This is a genomic window from Rubrivivax albus (assembly GCF_004016515.1).
Classification (GTDB): domain Bacteria; phylum Pseudomonadota; class Gammaproteobacteria; order Burkholderiales; family Burkholderiaceae_C; genus Rubrivivax; species Rubrivivax albus.
Genome location: NZ_SACT01000001.1, coordinates 1,200,186 through 1,217,786, shown reverse-complemented (window position 1 = coordinate 1,217,786; position 17,601 = coordinate 1,200,186). Strand labels below are relative to the sequence as shown.

Below are 17,601 nucleotides of genomic sequence, written 5' to 3'. Positions count from 1 at the left end.
CGGAGCCGACGTCAGGCGCCCAAGGCCGGACCCAGCAGCTTCTGCCCGGTCTGGTCACGCTGCTCGGCGCCCTTGAGCGCCTGCATCTGCTGCTCGAACTGGCGCGCGGCGGCGATCATCGCCACCATGGTCTCCACGGCACTGACGTTGCTGCCTTCCAGCGCGCCGGCCTGCAGGCGGGCATTGGGGTCGGCCGGCAGGTCGCCATCGGCGGCGCGGAACAGACCGTCGGTGCCACGGTCCAGCGGCGCCTCGGGCGTGACCAGCTTCAGCCGGCCGACCAGCTGCGGCGCCCCGTTGCCCACCGTGGCGCTGACACTGCCGTCGCCGGCGATGTCCACCGCGGCACCGGCAGGCACCGTGATCGGCCCGCCCTCGCCCTGCACCGGCAGGCCGTTCGCGGTGACGAGGTTGCCCTCGGGGTCGAGTTCCAGCGCACCGGCGCGGGTGTAGGCCTCGGTGCCATCCAGCGCCTGCACGGCCAGCCAGGCGTTGCCCTTCATCGCCACGTCCAGCGGCCGGCCGGTGGATTGCACCGGACCAGCCTGGTCGCTGTAGCCCGGGGTACTTTCCAGCGCATAGACGCGGGTGCTGGCCCCGTCGCCCAGCACCGGCACGGCGCGGAAGGCCTGCAGTTCGGCGCGGAAGCCGGCCGTGGACACGTTGGCCAGGTTGTGCGCCAGCACGTCCTGGCGCTGCATCGTGGCCTTGGCCCCGGCCATCGACAGGTAGATGAGGCGGTCCATCGTGCTTCAGCCGGCCTGCCGTGGCGTCAGCGCAGGTTGACGATGGTCTGCATCACCTGGTCGATCGTCTTGATCGACTGCGCGTTGGCCTGGTAGATGCGCTGCGCGGTGATCATGTTGACCAACTCGCCGGTGATGTCGACGTTGGATTCCTCCAGCGCGCCGGCCTGCAGCACGCCCAGGTTGCCGTCGCCCGGCACGCCGACCACCGGGTCACCCGAGGCGAAGGTCCGGGCCCAGCCGTTGTCGCCGATGGGCTGAAGGCCCTGTGGGTTGCGGAAGGTGGCGATCTCGATCTGGCCTGCCGAGCGCGACATGCCGTTCGAGTAGCGGGCCGAGATGATGCCGTTGGCCTCCACCGTGATCGACGTCAACTGGCCGGCCGAGAAGCCATCCTGGCTCATGTCAGTGACCCCGAACGACGAGCCGAACTGCGAGGCATTGCTCAGGTCCAGCGTGATGCCGGTGATGGCCATCGTCTGTGCGCCGGCCGCATTGACCGACGCCGGGACGTTGAAGGTGATCGGGTCGGTCGGCGCCAGCAGGCTCGCCCCGTTGGCGCTGAAGGTCAGGGTGGCGATCGGCTGTGGCGCCACGTCGCTTCCCGACACCGTCGTGCCGTTGGCCGTGCCGAAGACGTTCCAGGTGTCGTTGCCCGCCTTCTGGAAGTAGTAGGTCAGGGCCACCTCCTGACCCTTGGCGTCGAACACCGTCAGCGAGGTCAGGCTGTTGTAGGTGTCGCGCACCGAGAAGTCGATCGCCATGCCGGCCTGTGCCGACGGCACGGCGTCCACGGCCGCCACGTGCCGGCGCGTGTCGGCCACCAGGGAGTCGAGTTCGGTGATCGCATCCTGCAGCAGGGTCTGCGCCGTGATCAGCTCGCCGTTCGAAGGGTCGACGGCCAGCGCCGCGCGCAGCGACGTCATCGCCGTCTCGGCCGAGGTAAGGGCCGTCTGCGCCGACGACTGGGCCGCGGCCGCGCTGGTCTCCGCCGTGGCCTGGGTGGCCGCCTCGTAACCCGCCGCTGCCGTGGCCATTGCCGCTGCGGCGGTGGTGGCGCTGGTGCGCGCCGCAGTCACAGCGGCCAGGGCTGCAGTCGTCTCCGGTGTCACCGACGTCACCGCGGTCATGGCGGCCAGGGCATCGTCCATCGCCAGGACCGCGTCGGACCCCTGCGCTTCGCCGTTGTCGGCCGTCTGCTGCGCGAGCTCCACTGCGACCGTCACCGGGTTGGTGCTACCCTCGCTGGCATTGAGGTTCATCTCCAACCGGACGTTTTCCGTCGGGTTGGGCTCGATGCCACCGGTGGGGAGGCGGATGGCGCTGGCCAGTCCGGCCTGGATGTTGCCCTCCCCATCGGCGCCATAGCCCAGCAGTCGCTGGGCCGCGTTGTTCACGATGTAGCCGTCCCGGTCGACCTTGAACTGGCCGTTGCGCGTGTAGCTCACGGGGCTGTTGCCGTCGCTGACCTGGAAGAACCCCCCGCCGTTGATCGCCAGGTCCATCGGGTTGGACGTGGTGGTGATGTTGCCCTGGGTGAACTGCTGCGCCACCGCGGCGAGGTTGGTGCCGATGCCGATGGGTTGGGTGCCAGCGCCGCTGAGCGCGGCCGCATACACGTCGTTGAACTCGGCACGTGCCACCTTCGAGCCGTAGGTGTTCGCGTTGGCGACGTTGTTGCCGATGATCTCGAGGTTCTTGCTCGTGGCATTGAGACCGGACAGGCCTTGCTGGAAACCCATGGTGTGTGTCCTTGACGTGAAATCGTTGGAATCGGTGCGCGCGCTCAGTTCAGCGCGTGCACTTCGCCGTACGGCTTGTCGCCACTGCGCTCGAGCGTCAGCACCAGGCCGCTGCTGCCGTCGAGGCCGACGGACACCACACGGTCGAGCATCAGCGGCAAGCTCGCGACCTCGGCGGCGCCGAGCCTGGCGCTGACACGGAAGGTGTGACCGCCGGCGTCAGCCAGCTTCGAAGCGTCCCAGGCGAAGCCGTGGCGGCCACTGTCCTGGGCGCCCAGCTGCAGCGTGTCGACCACCTGGCCTGCAGGATTGAGGATGTCGACCTGCACCGCGTCGGCCGGGCCGGCGAGCGTGAAGCCACCCTCGAGCTGGCCGTCGACCAGCGTGAGCTGGTTGCCGTCGACAGTGACGTCGCGGCCAACCAGGCTGGCGCCCTGCAGTGCCTGCATCTGCAGGAAGCTGGCGTGCATGGCTTGCACGCTGTTGTTCAGGTTCTCGATCCCGGTGACGGTGTTGATCTGCGCCATCTGCGAGGTCAGCTCCGCGTTGTCCATCGGGTTCAGCGGGTCCTGGTTCTGCAGCTGCGTGACCAGCAGCTTCAGGAAGCGGTCGGCACTGCCGGCCTCGCTGGCATTGCTGCCGCCGATCACGGCCGAGAGGTCGGTGCTGGCGCCGGTGACGGAAGCGGTGGTGGTCATGGTTCAGGGCGCTCCGTCACACCTGCCCCAGCTGCAGCGTCTTCATCAGCAGCGAGCGGGCGGTGTTCATCACTTCGATGTTGTTCTGGTACGACCGCGAGGCGGAGATCATGTTGACCATCTCCTCCACCGGGTTCACGTTGCTGTAGGTCACGTAGCCCTCGGCATCGGCGGCCGGGTGGTCCGGGTCGTGCACGCGGCGGCCTTCGGCGGCGCTCTCGGTGACGTTGGACACCTGCACGCCGGCAGCGGCCTCGGCGGCGCCGGTCTGCCCCATCATCACGGTCTGGAAGGTGACCTGGCGCGCCTTGTAGGCCTGGCCGTCGGGGCCGGCCACGGTGTCGGCATTGGCCAGGTTGGACGCCACCACGTTCAGGCGCTGGCTCTGTGCGCTGACCGCACTGCCGGAGACGTTGAAGATCGTGAACAGGCTCATCGGGGTACTCCTTCAGCGCATCAAGCCTGCGTGTGGCTCTTCATCGCGTCGTGCAGCGTGCGCAGGCTGCCGTTGATGAACTTCAGCGTGGCTTCGTAACGCAGTGCGTTGTCGGCGAAGCTGGCGCGCTCGCGGTCCATGTCGACGGTGTTGCCATCGAGGTTGTTCTGGGCCGGCGTGGCGTATCGCATCGTCGGCGCCTGCGTCGCCGGCACGCCAACGCCGGGAGCCATGCCGCCCTTCGGTGCGATCGGATCGCCGAGCTTCGCACCACCAGCAGCGGCCGTGGCTGCACCGAGCGCCGCCCTGAAATCGAAGTCCCGCGCCTGGTAGCCCGGGGTGTCGGCGTTGGCGATGTTGCTGGCCAAAAGGCGCTGGCGCTCCGAGCGCAGCAGCAGCGCCTGCGACTGGAAGTCGATGGATGCACCCAGACGGTTCAGCATCGCGGGCTCCTTCGGGTCAGGACGCCGCCGGCCGGACGCGGGAGGCGCCCTGGCAGGCCGGGTTGAAGGGCAGGTTCATGGGGGCCGATTCTTCGGCGCCGGGCCGGCCGACGATGCACCGATCAGCAGGCGGTTCACCCTGCTATTCCCCGCCTGTCACGGTCAGACGATCCCTACAGTCCAGCCGTCATGTTCCGAAACCCTGCCCTTCCCTTCGCGCCTGCCCGCCGGTGCCGCGCCCGCCGCGCCATCACGCTGGTGGCCGCGCTGGTGACCAGCTTAGTCGCGCCGGGTATGGCCGCCGCCGCCCCGGGACCCGATGCCGACAGCGGCGTGATCACGACCGACCTGGCCAGGACCCTGGCGTCCTGGACCAGCGAGCAGGCCCATGCCGGCGCCGCTGCAGCCGCCGGTAGCGTCAGGGTGGAGGTGCAACTCGGTCGTCTGGACCCGCGCCTGCGCCTGGCCCCCTGTGCCCGCATCGAACCCTACCTGCCCGGCAACAGCCGGCCGTGGGGCCGCACGCGGGTCGGGCTGCGCTGCGTGGACGGGCCAACGCGCTGGAACGTCTTCCTGCCGGTGCAGGTGCAGGTCTTCGGGCCGGCCACGGTGCTGAACACGCCGCTGCCGGCCGGCGCGGAGATCCTGCCCGAGCACCTCACCGAGGCCGAGGTCGACTGGGCCGACGGCCGCCAACCCGTGGTCACGGACCCGGAACAGCTGATCGGCCGCCGGCTGACGCGGGCGCTGTCAGCCGGGGAGCCGCTGCGCGCCACCGACCTGCAACGTGCAGTCTGGTTCCAGGCCGGCGACACCGTCAAGCTGGTGGCCGTGGGCCCGGGCTTCGAGGTCTCCGCCCAGGGACAGGCCCTGGCGCGAGGCATCGATGGCCAGACCGTGCGCGTGCGCACCGCCGGCGGGCGCATCGTCAGTGGCACCGCGGTCGCCGAGCGCCGCGTGGAGATGCCGCTGTGAAGCGCCTGCCACTGCCGGCCCTGCCCCCGGTTCACGGGATCGTTTCCGATTTCGAGAAGTTGCCACTAAAGTCCGGCGCACCACGTGCCGATAGCACGTCCATGACAGGCCGGCACCGCCCAACCGGGCAACGCCGTTGGAGCACGCCATGAAGATCGGTCCTTTCGAGAACAAGCACGCCGGCGTCGACCGGGTCGCGCCCTCGGGCGCCGAGCGCAAGGGCGACGCGGCGAAATCCGGCCAGGCCGCCGGCGGCGACGCCAGCGCCACCGTGGCCCTGTCGTCCACCGCGGCGGCGCTCAGCAAGGAGGGCGTTGGCGAAACCAGCTTCGACCAGGCCAAGGTCGACCGCATCGCCCAGGCCATCCGCGACGGCAACTACCAGATCAATGCCGAGGCGATCGCGGACAAGCTGATCGCCAATGCACAGGAACTGCTCGGCAAGTCCGGCGGCTGACCCCGCCATCGCGCAGATGCTGACCTCGCCTTCCGAGATGCAGGCGCTCGAACGCGCCACGCAGTCGCTGGAACGTCCGCTCGCGATTCTCGAGTCTGCGCTGACCGCCATGTCCGAGGCCCTGCGCGAACGCGACGCCTCGCGCATCGAGAGCGCCGCAAGCGAGTTGCACCGCGCCCTGGCCGGCGCTGTAGACCAGTTCGGCCGCTGCACCCGCCAGGGTCCGATCCCGGCCCCCCTGCGCCGCCGCCTGATGGCTGCAGGCGCCCAGGTGGCCGCGCAGCGCGAGATCCTCGCGCGGGCCACCGCGTCGCTTGACCGCGCCATCGACGTGCTGCTTCCGGCGCAGGCCCCCGACGTCTACGCCGCCGGTGGCCTGGCCGATCGTTCAGCCCACAGCGGCAGCACCCACGCCTGAGCCTGCTGGCGCCCGATGCGCGTGACTTTCGTCACGCCAGCCGCGCCACCCCCTCTTTGAGGGGGCTGCAGAGGCCACAATCAGCTTTGGGGGTGGAACGAACCAAAGGCCAGGGCCCTTGGTCAGGCAGCGAAAGCGACGTTGGGATCACATACTGAAGCGGCCGCCGAGGGCGGGCGGATCGGAGGACGAGCCGCAGCACAGACGCACCGTCGCCCCGAGCGCTGGCTGTTGCTGGCATCGGCGGCGCTCGCGGTGTGTGCAGTGGCGCTGGGGCTCAGGGCAGCCTGGCATCCCGATGCACCCTGGCCGTTGCTGACACGCGCCGCGCTCGCGGGGGGTGGGCTGCTCGCGGCAGGCCTGATGGCGTGGGCGGCCTGGACGCTGAGCCGACAGCGCCACCTGCTGCGCCACCTCGCCACCGAGGTCTCCGGCGCGCTGGGCAGCGGCGACTGGCAGGACGCGGTGCGCTCGCTGCGCAACGACAGGCTGGCAGCACCATCGGCCTTCGACACACTGGCCACGGGCATGGAAGGCGCGCTCGGCGAATCGGAGCGTCGCTGGCAGACGCTGGCCGATCTGGCGGCCGACTGGTACTGGGAGACCGACGGCCAGCATCGCCTGACCTGGATGTCGGGCGCCGGCGCCCTGGTGACCTCACAGGGCCTGCGGGCCGCCGACATGATCGGCCGCCGCCACGACCAGATCGAGGCGTTCGAGGAGCCCACAGACGGCTGGGCGCCCTTTCATGCCCTGCTGGACCAGGGGCGGGCGTTCCGTGACCTGGAGTTCAGGGTCCGCCTGCACGGCAGGGACGACTCCAGCGTATGGGTCGCCGTCAGCGGCCGCCCGCGACGCGACGCCAGCGGCCGGGTGATCGGCTACGAGGGCGTGGGCCGCGACATCACCGAGCGCAAGCAGGCCATCGAGCGTCTGCGCGCCAGCGAGCAGCGCTGGACGCTGATGGCCGGGCTGGTGTCGGACTACTACTGGGAAACCGATGTGCAGCACCGCATGCTGCCACTGCGTCCCGAGGTCGCGCGGCGCTTCGGGGCCGTGGCCGACGCGCTGGAGGGCCGCACCCCCTGGGAGGCCTACCCCGATGCGTTGCCAGCGACGGCCTGGGACGAACACCGTGCCGACATCGCGGCGCGGCGCCCGTTCCGCGGCGTCGAGATGGACATCGACGGCGACGACGAGGGACGCACGCGCCGCATCGTCTCGCTCAGCGGCGTGCCGCGCTTCGACGGCAAGGGGCGCTTCCTCGGCTACCACGGCATCGGCCGCGACATCACGCTGCGGCGCGAGGCCGAACGGCTGATGCTGCGCCAGTCGGAGTCGCTGAAGCAGGCGGTGGACGAGCGCACGCGGACGCTGGAGACGCTCAACCGCGACCTCGAGGCCTTCTCGCGGGAACTGGCGCACGAGCTGCGCACCCCCATCGGCCACGTGCAGGGCCTGGCGCACCTGCTGGTCACCAAGGCCGGCGACCGCCTGGCCGCCGACGAGTTGAACCTGCTGGGGCTACAGCTGCGTGCGGCGCGTCACATGCGCGAGACCGTGGATGCCCTGCTGGCGCTCGCGCGATCCACAGCGCAACCGCTGCTGTTCGAGGACGTGGATCTTTCCGCCCTCGCCGCCGAGGTCGTGGCCGAACTGCCGGAGATCGCGCGCGACGCGCCGGTCGCCTGGCAGCTCATGCCCGGCATCGCGGTCCGCGGCTCGCATGCGGCGCTGCGCATCGTGCTGCAGAACCTGCTGGGCAACGCAGCCAAGTTCACGCGACGGGCTTCGGCGCCGCGGGTCGAACTCGGCGCCGAGGCGCTGGCTGACGGCAGCGTGCGGGTCTGGGTGGTCGACAACGGCGCAGGGTTCGCCCCCGAACTGACCGAACGCCTGTTCCGGCCGTTCGGCCGCCTGCATGGCGACGAGGAGTTCCAGGGCACGGGGATCGGCCTGACCATCGTGCAGCGCATCGTCGAGCGCCATGGTGGCCTGGTGACCGCCGAGGGCAACCCGGGCAGCGGCGCCCGGTTCACCTTCACGCTGCCGGGCGCGCAGGCCGCCGGCGACGGCGCAGCCACGACCTGAACGGCGGCCTGGCCGCGCGCCTCCCGGGCGCGGCCCGCTGCACTCACCAGTCGCGCAGACGCGTGCGCAGCCGGGCGATGGACTGGCTGTGCAGCTGGCAGACCCGGCTCTCGGTGACCCCGAGCACGGCCGCGATCTCCTTGAGGTTCATGTCCTGCTCGTAGTACATGCTCATCACGAACTGCTCGCGTTCGGGCAGGTTCTTGATCGCCTCGACCAGCGCCTCGCGCATACGCTGGTCCTGCAGGCGCATCAGCGGGTTGGCGTCGGCGTCGGCGACGTGGCGGTCGAGGTAGTCGTTGTCACCGTCGTCGCCGCTCATGTCTTCCAGATGGATGAGCTGCGTGCCGCGCACCTTGGACAGCAGATCCTGGTACTGCGTCAGCGACAGCCCCATCTCGGCGGCGATCTCGCTTTCGCTGGGCGCACGGCCGTGGCGTTGCTCGAGCTTGTGCACCGCCGCCTCGATGCTGCGCTGGTGCCGACGGTCGCCGCGGCTCATCCAGTCGTTGCCGCGCAGTTCGTCGAGCATCGCACCGCGGATGCGCTGGGTGGCAAAGGTCTCGAACTGCACGCCCTGCGCCGCGTCGAAGCGGCTCAGCGCGTCGGACAGACCGATCATCCCGACCTGGATCAGGTCGTCGAGCTCGATGTTGGCCGGCAGCTTGGCGATCATCTGGTGGGCCAGGCGGCGCACCAGCGGGCTGTACTGCTTGAGCATCGAGTTGGCGTCGAGTTGTCCCTTGGCGGTGTACATGGCGGGGTCAGCCTTCTCTTCTCGGTCGGGGTCGTTCGATGGGTCGGTTCAACGCAGCGCGGCACGCTCACGGCGCACTGCGGCAGGCACCGCCTGGGTCGGCCGGTCGTCGCCGGCCAGGGCGAGCTGCCCTTGCACCAGCGCCGCGAGTTCGGGCGACGGGCGCGCGGCCGGATCACCGGCCGGGTCGATCACGGCCCAGCGCTGCAGCACGCTGCCGAGGAAACCGTCGGCGGTGCCGGCCAGGCTCTGGGCGATGTGGATCAGGCGCGGGCTGCGCGGCGGCGCGGCCAGCAGCAGGTCGAAGGTCATCAGCGTGCAGCGCTGCGCCAGCAGCTTCACCGACGCATAGGCGTGTTTGATGCTTTCCGGGTGGTCGGCACCGATGACCACCGGGCGCACGCTGCGGCGCTGGAAGATGCGCGCCAGGTCGCTGGCGCTGGCATGCAGCAGCACCACGTCGGCCTGTGGTGCGGCGTCTGCCAGAGCTTCGAGCAGTGCGGATGCCGAACCGCGCGTGTCCACGTAGGCCAGCGGCAGCCCGCGGGCCGCCAGATAAGCCACGTCGGGCCCCAGCGGCTCGATCACGCTGGCCAGGTCGACCCGGGCCAGTTCGTTCGGCGCCGGCGCGCTGTCGGCCGCGTCGACCACCAGCGTGTGGCGGCCGGCGGCGCCAAAGGCCGCGGTCAGGCGCTCGATGGCCGCCCCGGAGAACGGCACGTGCGGGTTGGACACCAGCGGCACCAGGCAGCGCCCGCGCGCGCCGGCGAACAAGCGGCGCAGGCCGTCGGCCTGGTCCAGCGGCATGCTGGCGGAGGTGGCGTAGAAGTCGCGCATCGGTGCCGTCCTCAGGCGGCGGCAGCGGCAGCCGCCACCGCGGGCATGCCGGCGAACACGAGGTTGACATCACCGGCATCCAGCTTCCAGGCCGGGCTGCCGCCACCACGCAGCGCGCGCTGCACCAGGGCATGGGACGACAGGCGATGCCAGTCCTCCGGCACGCGCTGGCCGTTGGCCACCCCCAGCACCGGCAGACGGTGGCGGATCATCGCGTCCACTGCGGGGCCGAGCTTGACAGCCTCGTCGATCTTCGACAGCACGATGCCCTTGCAGCTGGCGGCGCGGTAGCTCACCAGCACGTCCTCGATCGTCTCGCCCTGCTGCGCGGCGTTCACCACCAGCAGGCGGTTGACGGCGCGGTGGGACAGCATCTCGAGCAACTCGCGGGTGCGGGTGTCGCGCTGGGCCATGCCAGCGGTGTCGATGAGCACCATCTTCTTGGCCGACAGCAGGTCCAGCAGGTCCTCCAGCGAGGCGCGGTCGTGGGCCGTGTGCACGGGCACGCCGAGGATGCGCCCGTAGGTGCGCAGCTGTTCGTGCGCAGCCACGCGGTAGGCGTCCAGCGTGACGAGACCCAGGTTGGCCGCACCATGTTTGGTGGCGAACGCGGCGGCCAGCTTGGCGGTGCTGGTGGTCTTGCCCACGCCGGTGGAACCGATGAGGGCGAAGACACCGCCCTGATCCTCCAGCGCCGGCTGTTGTTCACCGGTGGCCAGGTTGTGTTCCAGCACGCCGGCCGCCCAGGCCAGCGGGTCCACGCCCTCGGGCAGGCTGTCGACCAGCTTGCGCACCAGCTGCGGCGAGAAGCCGATGTCCAGCAGGCGCTGCGACAGCTCGGCCTGGCGCGGCTGCTTCTGCAGCTTCTCCATGAAGGCCAGGGCGCCGAAACGCTGCTCGATCAGGCCGCGCATCGAGCGCAGTTCGTCCAGCAGCGGCTGCTGGTTCTCGCGGCGCGCCGGCTCGGCGGCCAGCGACGACGCGAGGATGGGCAGCGCCTGCGGGTCCTCGTGGGCCATCGGGGCGTCGCGCAGCATCGGCATGTCGCGCGGGGCCGGCTTGTCGCGGCCGTTCAGCGACTCGCGCGCCGACATCGCCGACAACGCCTCGCGCGCCGGCACCGGCGTCGGCTCACGCCGCGCGGCCGGCTGCGGTGCCTGCGCCTGCAGCTCCTGCTCGCGGCGCTTGAGCATGCGCTCGCGCACGTAGTCCTGGAACGACAGCGTGCTCATCGCCAGCTGCTCCACGTCCTGCTCGATGTCCTGCTCGGGCACTGACGGGGTGGCGCGCGGGCTGGCCGCTGCCGCCTGACGGGCGGGCGCCCGTCGCGCCGGGGCGGCAGGCTGTGCCGCCGGCTGCGCGGCCACGCGCTCGAGCTGCTGCACGCTCTCGGGCGCCATCGCCAGCACTTCCACGCCTTCAGGGCAGGGCCGGGTGGAGACGACCACGGCGTCGTCGCCGAAGGCCTGGCGCACCAGCATCAGCGCGTCGCGGGAGGTACGGCCGGTGAATCGCTTGACGTTCATGCTGCGCTTCCGATGATCGACCCGATGCGGATCGAATGGGTGTCAGGGATCTCGCTGTGGCCCAGCACCTTCAGGCGCGGAGCGGCTCGCTTGAGCAGGCGCGCCATCGGCGCGCGGATCATGTCGGGCACCAGCAGGCAGGCCGGGTGCCCCAGGTCTTCCTGCTTCTGCGCGGTCTCGGTGGCGCCGCGGCTGAGCGCGTCGGCCACGCCGGGGTCCAGCGCCGCACCGTGCGGCGAGGTCAGCGCCTGGGTCACCAGGCGTTCCAGTTCGGGGTCGAGCGCGATCACCTCGAGCTCCTTCACCGGGCCGTAGATCTGCTGCACGATGGCCGGCGCCAGGTGCACACGGATGCGGCGCGCCAGTTCCGACGGGTCGGTCACGGTGGCAGCATGCTCGGCCAGGCATTCGACGATGGACCGCATGTCGCGGATGTGCACGCCCTCCTCCAGCAGCAGCTGGAGCACCTTCTGGAGCGTTGCGATTCCGACCATCTTGGGTACCACGTCCTCGATCAGCTTGGGGGCCAGCTTGGTCACGTGCTCGACGAGCTGTTGCGTCTCGACACGTCCCAGGAGCTTGGCGGCATTCACCTGCATCAAGTGTGAGAGATGGGTCGCCACGACGGTCGCGCAATCAACCACCGTAAATCCAGCCATCTGCGCCGTCTCCCGGTGGCGCTCGTCGATCCACACCGCGGGCAGGCCGAAGGCAGGGTCCATGGTCTTCTGACCCGGCAGCTGCTGGGTGGCGCCGCCGGGGTTGATGGCCAGCAGCTGACCTGGGAAGGCCTCGCCCTCGCCCACGACTGCGCCGCGCAGCGTGACGCGGTACACGCTGGGCTTGAGCTCGAGGTTGTCCCGGATGTGTACGCTGGGCGGCAGGAAGCCCACGTCCTGCGCAAACTTCTTGCGCACGCCCTTGATGCGGCCCAGCAGGTCGCCCTGGCGGGCCTTGTCCACCAGCGTGATCAGCCGGTAGCCCACCTCCAGGCCCAGGGTGTCCACCGGGGCCAGGTCGTCCCAGCTGGCCTCGTTGCTGGCCATCGGGGCGTCCGCCTCGCCCGGCTTCTTCTCCGGCTGCGCAGCGGCCAGCTTCTGCTTGTGCATCAGCGTCCAGGCCATGGCCCCCAGACCCGACGCAATGAGCAGGAACACCAGGTTGGGCATGCCCGGGATCATCCCCAGGCCACCGACGATGCCTGCCGTGATGCCGATGGCCTTCGGCGAGGCGAACAGCTGGCTGCGGATCTGGGTGCCGACGTCCTCGTCCTTGCCCACGCGCGACACCACCATGGCCGCGGCCACCGAGATCAGCAGCGCCGGGATCTGCGCCACCAGCGCGTCACCCACCGCCAGCAGGATGTAGTTCTCCGCCGCCTGGCTGGCCGACAGGCCATGCATGGCCATGCCGATGATCAGGCCGCCGACGATGTTGATCAGCAGGATCAGCAGGCCGGCCATGGCGTCGCCGCGCACGTACTTGCTGGCACCGTCCATGCTGCCGAAGAAGTCGGCCTCCTCGCCCACCTCGGCACGCCGCCGCTTGGCTTCCTGCTCGTCTATCAGGCCGGCGTTGAGGTCGGCGTCGATGGCCATCTGCTTTCCGGGCATCGCGTCCAGGGTGAACCGCGCGCCGACCTCGGCAATACGCTCCGAGCCCTTGGTGACGACGATGAAGTTGATCACCACCAGGATCGCGAAGACGATCAGGCCGACGGCGAAGTTGCCGCCGATCAGGAAGTGCCCGAACGACTCGATCACCTTGCCCGCTGCGCCGGTGCCGTTGTGACCCTCCAGCAGCACCACGCGGGTGGACGCCACGTTCAGGCTCAGCCGCAGCAGCGTCGTCACCAGCAGCACCGCCGGCAGCGCCGCGAAGTCCAGCGGCTTGACCATGCTGGCGGCCACCATCATCACCATCAGCGCCAGCGCGATGTTGAAGGTGAACAGCAGGTCCAGCATGAAGGGCGGCAGCGGCAGCACCATCATCGCCAGCATCAGCACCACGAACAGCGGCGCCATGCCGGCGGCCAGCTTGCCCGCGTGGGGGCCGAGGGTGGCGTTGAGACGTTGCATCCAGTCGTTCACGGCTTAGGCTCCGGCACGCTTCTTGTTCAACGGGTCGAGTTCAGGCGGGACGCTGATCGCACCCGGCGCATCGGGCAGCGGCAGACCGGCCGCGACGGCAGCGCGCAGCTGATACACCCAGGCCAGCACCTGCGCCACGGCGGCGAACAGCGGGCCCGGGATCTCCTGGTCGAGTTCGCAATGCGCGTACAGCGCCCGCGCCAGCGGGGGCGCCTGCAGCACCGGCACCCGGGCCTCCATCGCGACCTCACGGATCTTGAAGGCGAGGCGATCGGTGCCCTTGGCCACCACGCGTGGCGCACCGGAGCCGGCCTCGTCGTACTTCAGCGCCACCGCGTAGTGGGTCGGGTTCATGACGACGATGTCGGCCTGCAGAACGGCGGCGAGCATGCGCTTGCGGGCGCGCTGGCGCATCAGCGCCTTCATCTTGCCCTTGACCTCGGTGTTGCCCTCGGTCTCCTTGTGCTCCTGCTTGACCTCCTCGTGGCTCATCTTGAGGTTCTCGGCCAGCAGCCAGCGCTGCAACGGGACGTCCACGAGGGAAAAGACCGCGAGTACAGCCACGGCCAGCAACAGTCCGTCCAGCAACATCTGGCCGGCACCGGCCAGCGCCGAAGGCAGTGGCTGGCCAAGCAGCAGCACGAAGTCCTGGCTGCGGTCGCTCAGGTACCACCCACCCAGTGCGAACAGCAGCAGCGCAAGTCCGCAGGCCTTGAGCGTGGGCACGAACTGCTGCTTGGAAAACAGCCGACCCAGCCCGGCGATCGGATCGAGCTTCTCGAGCTTGGGCCGCAGCGGCTTGAGCGTGAAGTTCCAGCCTCCGGACAACGCCCCCGCGGCCACGGCCACTGCCGCCAGCAGCACGCCAAGCGGTACGACGAAGAGGAGCATCTGCCAGGCCAGATCGGCCATCAGCGCGGACATCGCCGCCGGATCGGTGGCCGCAGCGTGGTCGAAGCGGAGGCCCTGACCCACCAGAGCGACCAGCCAGTCCGTCAGCGGGCGCGCCAGGCCGACGATCAGCGCGCCGCCGGCGGCGAAGGCGACGAAGTGCCCCAGGTCGCGCGATCGGGCAACCTGGCCTTCCTTCTTCGCCTTCGAGATCTTTCGACCTGTGGCGGGTAGTCGCTTGTCCTGTGCGGAATCTGCCATGACGGGTGGGCCCCGCGGACGATGGATTCCGCAGGTTCCGCCATGGTGCCGGCCCGGGGCCGGAACTTGAGCCCGATAAGCCGGGCAAACCGGTGCGTGTTCCGCACAACGGCAACGGCCGGGGCAAGGCCCGGCCGGGAGGTGTCAGGGACGCTGGTGCGTCAGAAGCCCAGGGACGCCAGCAGGTCGTCGACCTCGCCCTGGTTGGAGACCACGTCGGCCCGCCCCTCGGCGTCCACCACCGGGCCCTGCAGCACCTGCTCGACCTTGTGCACCTGGTCGGGCGGGATCACCTGCATCAGCAGCTTCAGCAGGCTGCCTTCCAGGTCGTTGGCCAGCGTCACCACCTTGGCCACCACCTGGCCGGTGAGGTCGTGGAAGTCCTGGGCCAGCATGATGTCGGTCAGGTGCTGGTCGGTGCGCGCGGTGGCGGATTCGACGTCCTGCACGAAGTTCAGCACGGCGCCGCTGGCCACCGCCTTGACCGGGTTGGCGGTCAGCGCGGCGGCCAGCTCACGTGTCTTCTGCGCGATCGAAGCCTGTTCGGCCTTGGCGCTGTCGACGGTGTTGAGCACCTTCTCGGCCGCATTGGCGGTCTTGTCGGCGATGTAGTTCAGGCGGCTGCGCGCGTCGGGCAGGCCGTCGGCGGCACGCTGCAGCTGCGGCATGACACCCAGCTGGGACAGGGTGTCGTGCAGCAGGCGCGTGATCGTGCCGACCTGCACGAACACCTCGGTGGCGCTCGCTTCCTTGACGGCGCGCTGCGACAGCGTCTCGGCGGATTCCATCTTCATGGCGATGCTCCCGGGTTCAGGCCGTGGCCGCCAGCTTTTGCAGGATCTTGGTGACCTTCTCTTCCAGCGTCGCCTTCGTGAACGGCTTGACGATGTAGCCGGCCGCACCGCTCTGTGCCGCCAGAACGATGTCTTCCTTGCGCGCCTCGGCCGTCACCATCAGCACTGGCAGGTGCTTCAGGGTGTCGTCGGCCTTGATGGCCTTGAGCAGGTCGAAGCCGTTCATGTTGGGCATGTTGATGTCCGACACCACGAAGTCGAACTTCTGTGCCTTGAGCATGCTCAGCGCGTGCGCGCCATCCTCCGCCTCGTCGGCGTTGTTGCAGCCCATCTCCTTGAGCAGGCCGCGCACGATGCGGCGCATGGTGGAGAAGTCGTCGACGATCAGGAACTTGAGGTCGGTGTGGTTGCTCATGGCGGAATGTCCTCGGGACGGAATGCTGGGGGACTTATCGGCGGGCTTCGCCAGGACTTGAGGGGCGCTGCGCGTGAGGCGCCAGGTCGGGCCGGATCGACGGCATCGGCGCGGGTTCGACCTCGGCGTCAGGGTCGCGGCCGAAGAAGCGGTCCTCGGCGTCGCGGTTCATCACGATGATGCTGATGCGCCGATTCGCGGGGGCGCGCGGATCCTGTTCGTCGAAGGGCCGGCTGTCGGCCAGGCCCTGCACGCGCAGCATGTGCTGCGGCGGCAGGCCACCGGCGGTGAGCTCCCGGCGCGACGCATTGGCACGGTCGGCCGACAGCTCCCAGTTGCTGTAGCCGGTCTGAGCCCCGGCAAACACGGTGGCGTCGGTGTGGCCCTCGAGCGTGATCCGGTTGGGCACCTCGGCCAGCACGCTGCCGATGGCGCGCAGCAGTTCGCGCATGTGCGACTCCACCACCGCGCTGCCGCTGGCGAACATCGGCCGGTTCTGCTCGTCGACGATCTGGATGCGCAGGCCGTCGTGCGTCATGTCCAGCCGGATCTGCGAACTCATGGCCGCCAGCACCGGGCTCTGGGCGATCTTGTCCTCGACCTGCTGCATCAGCCGCTCCAGGCGGGTGATCTCGGCCCGGCGCTGTTCTTCCTTCAGCGCCTTGAGGTTGATCGTGCGCTTGGGCGAAGGGGTCTCGCCTTGCTTGATCTGGCCGGTCTCGCGGGACAGGTCAGCGCCACCGCCCTTGATGATCGACGATGAGTCGCCGGAACCCGAGCCCCCGAACATCGCCACCTTCAGCGGCGACTGGAAGTAGTCGGCGATGCCCTTCTTGTCGCCCTCGGTGGTGGAGCCAAGCAGCCACATCAGCAGGAAGAAGGCCATCATCGCCGTCACGAAGTCGGCGTACGCGATCTTCCAGGCGCCGCCATGCGCCGCGTGGCCGCCCTTCTTGATCTTCTTGACGATGATCGGCTGCAGCTTCTTGGCGTCACCGGCCATCGTCGGCCTCCGGATTCAGCGGGCGCGGCAGCGCCGGCGAGGCGGGTCGGCGAGTCGGCCGCGGCAGCACCGGCGACGCCTTCGTGAGCGACCGCTGCGCCGGCCGGCCTGGCGGGCCGAACGGCAGGGGCCGTTGCTGCGTGACCGTCACTTCTTGCCCTTCACATGGCTCTCCAGCTCGCCGAAGCTGGGGCGGTCGGTGGAGTACAGCACCTTGCGGCCGAACTCGATGGCCACCTGCGGCGCATACCCCTGCATGCTGGCCAGCAGCGTGGTCTTGATGCACTGCAGCTCCTTGCTGCTCTCCTCGTTCTTCTGCTCCAGCAGGCCGGCCAGCGGTTCGGCGAAGCCGTAGGCCAGGAAAATGCCCAGGAACGTGCCCACCAGGGCCGAGCCGATCATCGCGCCCAGCACCGCGGGTGGCTGGCCGACCGAGCCCATCGTCTTGATCACGCCCAGCACCGCGGCGACGATGCCGAAGGCCGGCAGCGCGCCGGCCACCCGCTGCATCGCACCCACCGGGGCATGCGCCTCGTGGTGGTGGGTCTCGATCTCGTTGTCCATCAGGCTCTCGATCTCGTGGGCGTTGAGGTTGCCCGAGACCATCATGCGCAGGTAGTCGGTGACGAACTCCGTCACGTGGTGGTCGTTGCCCACCGTGGGGTACTTCTGGAACAGCGGCGAGCTGTGTGGGTCCTCGACGTCCTTCTCGATGGACATCAGGCCTTCCTTGCGGGCCTTCTGCAGGATGTCGTAGAGCAGCGCCAGCAGCTCCATGTAGCGCGCCTTGGTGTACTTGCTGCCCTTGAAGCAGCTGATGGCACCGCTGATCGTGGCCTTGACCACCTTCATCTGGTTGTTGACCAGGAAGGCGCCCAGCGTGGCGCCGCCGATCATGCCCATCTCCCAGGGCAGGGCCTTGAGGATCGGCCCCATGTTGCCGCCGTGCGCGATGAACACGCCGAAGACGCATCCCAGCGCGACGACCCAGCCGATGATGACGAACATGGTGTGGAATCAG

Annotated in this window: 18 protein-coding genes; 4 read left to right on the top strand and 14 right to left on the bottom strand. The window is 69.6% G+C overall.

What is annotated here, in order from left to right; genetic code table 11:
- Nucleotides 1–11 precede the first annotated feature (11 nt).
- The 5 genes from flgF to flgB are packed head-to-tail and all read right to left on the bottom strand — an operon-like array spanning nucleotide 12 to nucleotide 4,065.
- Nucleotides 12–746, bottom strand: a complete 735-nt coding sequence (flgF, locus tag ENE75_RS05700; protein ID WP_128196443.1) for a flagellar basal-body rod protein FlgF — start codon at nucleotides 744–746, stop codon at nucleotides 12–14.
- Between the two features lie 26 nt (nucleotides 747–772).
- The gene (locus ENE75_RS25235; protein WP_233258928.1) at nucleotides 773–2,488 is read right to left on the bottom strand and encodes a flagellar hook protein FlgE; all 1,716 of its coding nucleotides are present in this window, start codon (nucleotides 2,486–2,488) and stop codon (nucleotides 773–775) included.
- 44 nt (nucleotides 2,489–2,532) lie between these two features.
- Nucleotides 2,533–3,186 (bottom strand): flagellar hook assembly protein FlgD, encoded by a 654-nt coding sequence (locus ENE75_RS05685; protein ID WP_128196440.1) that lies wholly within the window; start codon nucleotides 3,184–3,186, stop codon nucleotides 2,533–2,535.
- 16 nt (nucleotides 3,187–3,202) lie between these two features.
- Nucleotides 3,203–3,622 carry a flagellar basal body rod protein FlgC gene (gene flgC / locus ENE75_RS05680; RefSeq protein ID WP_128196438.1) on the bottom strand — a complete coding sequence of 140 codons (420 nt, stop codon included), beginning with the start codon at nucleotides 3,620–3,622 and terminating at the stop codon, nucleotides 3,203–3,205.
- Between the two features lie 20 nt (nucleotides 3,623–3,642).
- Entirely contained in the window at nucleotides 3,643–4,065 is a 423-nt protein-coding gene (gene flgB / locus ENE75_RS05675; RefSeq protein WP_128196436.1) for a flagellar basal body rod protein FlgB, read from the bottom strand.
- A gap of 189 nt (nucleotides 4,066–4,254) precedes the next feature.
- On the opposite strand from flgB, the gene flgA reads away from it, so the two are divergent.
- The 4 genes from flgA (at nucleotide 4,255) to ENE75_RS05655 (ending at nucleotide 8,006) form a co-directional block, all read left to right on the top strand.
- Nucleotides 4,255–5,040 carry a flagellar basal body P-ring formation chaperone FlgA gene (gene flgA, locus ENE75_RS05670; RefSeq protein WP_128196433.1) on the top strand — a complete coding sequence of 262 codons (786 nt, stop codon included), beginning with the start codon at nucleotides 4,255–4,257 and terminating at the stop codon, nucleotides 5,038–5,040.
- Nucleotides 5,041–5,188: 148 nt separating this feature from the next.
- On the top strand, nucleotides 5,189–5,497 hold the full coding sequence (gene flgM / locus ENE75_RS05665) for a flagellar biosynthesis anti-sigma factor FlgM (RefSeq protein ID WP_128196431.1): 309 nt from the start codon (nucleotides 5,189–5,191) through the stop codon (nucleotides 5,495–5,497).
- Nucleotides 5,498–5,513: 16 nt separating this feature from the next.
- On the top strand, nucleotides 5,514–5,915 hold the full coding sequence (locus ENE75_RS05660) for a hypothetical protein (RefSeq protein WP_199232214.1): 402 nt from the start codon (nucleotides 5,514–5,516) through the stop codon (nucleotides 5,913–5,915).
- 312 nt (nucleotides 5,916–6,227) lie between these two features.
- Nucleotides 6,228–8,006, top strand: coding sequence for a sensor histidine kinase (locus ENE75_RS05655; protein WP_128196429.1), 1,779 nt, complete (start codon nucleotides 6,228–6,230; stop codon nucleotides 8,004–8,006).
- Between the two features lie 43 nt (nucleotides 8,007–8,049).
- Here ENE75_RS05655 and ENE75_RS05650 read toward each other — a convergent pair whose 3' ends face one another.
- From ENE75_RS05650 to motA, 9 genes are all read right to left on the bottom strand, one after another.
- Nucleotides 8,050–8,763 (bottom strand): RNA polymerase sigma factor FliA, encoded by a 714-nt coding sequence (locus ENE75_RS05650; RefSeq protein ID WP_128196427.1) that lies wholly within the window; start codon nucleotides 8,761–8,763, stop codon nucleotides 8,050–8,052.
- A 48-nt stretch (nucleotides 8,764–8,811) separates the two neighbouring features.
- Nucleotides 8,812–9,600, bottom strand: coding sequence for a flagellar biosynthesis protein (locus ENE75_RS05645; RefSeq protein ID WP_128196425.1), 789 nt, complete (start codon nucleotides 9,598–9,600; stop codon nucleotides 8,812–8,814).
- 11 nt (nucleotides 9,601–9,611) lie between these two features.
- Complete coding sequence (gene flhF, locus ENE75_RS05640; RefSeq protein ID WP_128196423.1) at nucleotides 9,612–11,126, bottom strand: flagellar biosynthesis GTPase FlhF; 1,515 nt, start codon at nucleotides 11,124–11,126, stop codon at nucleotides 9,612–9,614.
- The gene (gene flhA / locus ENE75_RS05635) at nucleotides 11,123–13,204 is read right to left on the bottom strand and encodes a flagellar biosynthesis protein FlhA (protein WP_128196872.1); all 2,082 of its coding nucleotides are present in this window, start codon (nucleotides 13,202–13,204) and stop codon (nucleotides 11,123–11,125) included. Before flhA ends, flhF begins: the two co-directional genes overlap by 4 nt.
- Nucleotides 13,205–13,219: 15 nt before the next feature.
- Complete coding sequence (locus ENE75_RS05630) at nucleotides 13,220–14,368, bottom strand: EscU/YscU/HrcU family type III secretion system export apparatus switch protein (RefSeq protein ID WP_128196420.1); 1,149 nt, start codon at nucleotides 14,366–14,368, stop codon at nucleotides 13,220–13,222.
- A gap of 161 nt (nucleotides 14,369–14,529) precedes the next feature.
- The gene (locus ENE75_RS05625) at nucleotides 14,530–15,162 is read right to left on the bottom strand and encodes a protein phosphatase CheZ (RefSeq protein WP_128196418.1); all 633 of its coding nucleotides are present in this window, start codon (nucleotides 15,160–15,162) and stop codon (nucleotides 14,530–14,532) included.
- Nucleotides 15,163–15,178: 16 nt separating this feature from the next.
- A complete protein-coding gene (gene cheY, locus ENE75_RS05620; RefSeq protein WP_128196415.1) occupies nucleotides 15,179–15,577 on the bottom strand; it encodes a chemotaxis response regulator CheY in 399 nt (132 codons plus the stop codon).
- A gap of 34 nt (nucleotides 15,578–15,611) precedes the next feature.
- Entirely contained in the window at nucleotides 15,612–16,580 is a 969-nt protein-coding gene (gene motB / locus ENE75_RS05615; RefSeq protein ID WP_128196413.1) for a flagellar motor protein MotB, read from the bottom strand.
- 147 nt (nucleotides 16,581–16,727) lie between these two features.
- The gene (gene motA, locus ENE75_RS05610; protein WP_128196411.1) at nucleotides 16,728–17,588 is read right to left on the bottom strand and encodes a flagellar motor stator protein MotA; all 861 of its coding nucleotides are present in this window, start codon (nucleotides 17,586–17,588) and stop codon (nucleotides 16,728–16,730) included.
- Nucleotides 17,589–17,601 lie beyond the last annotated feature (13 nt).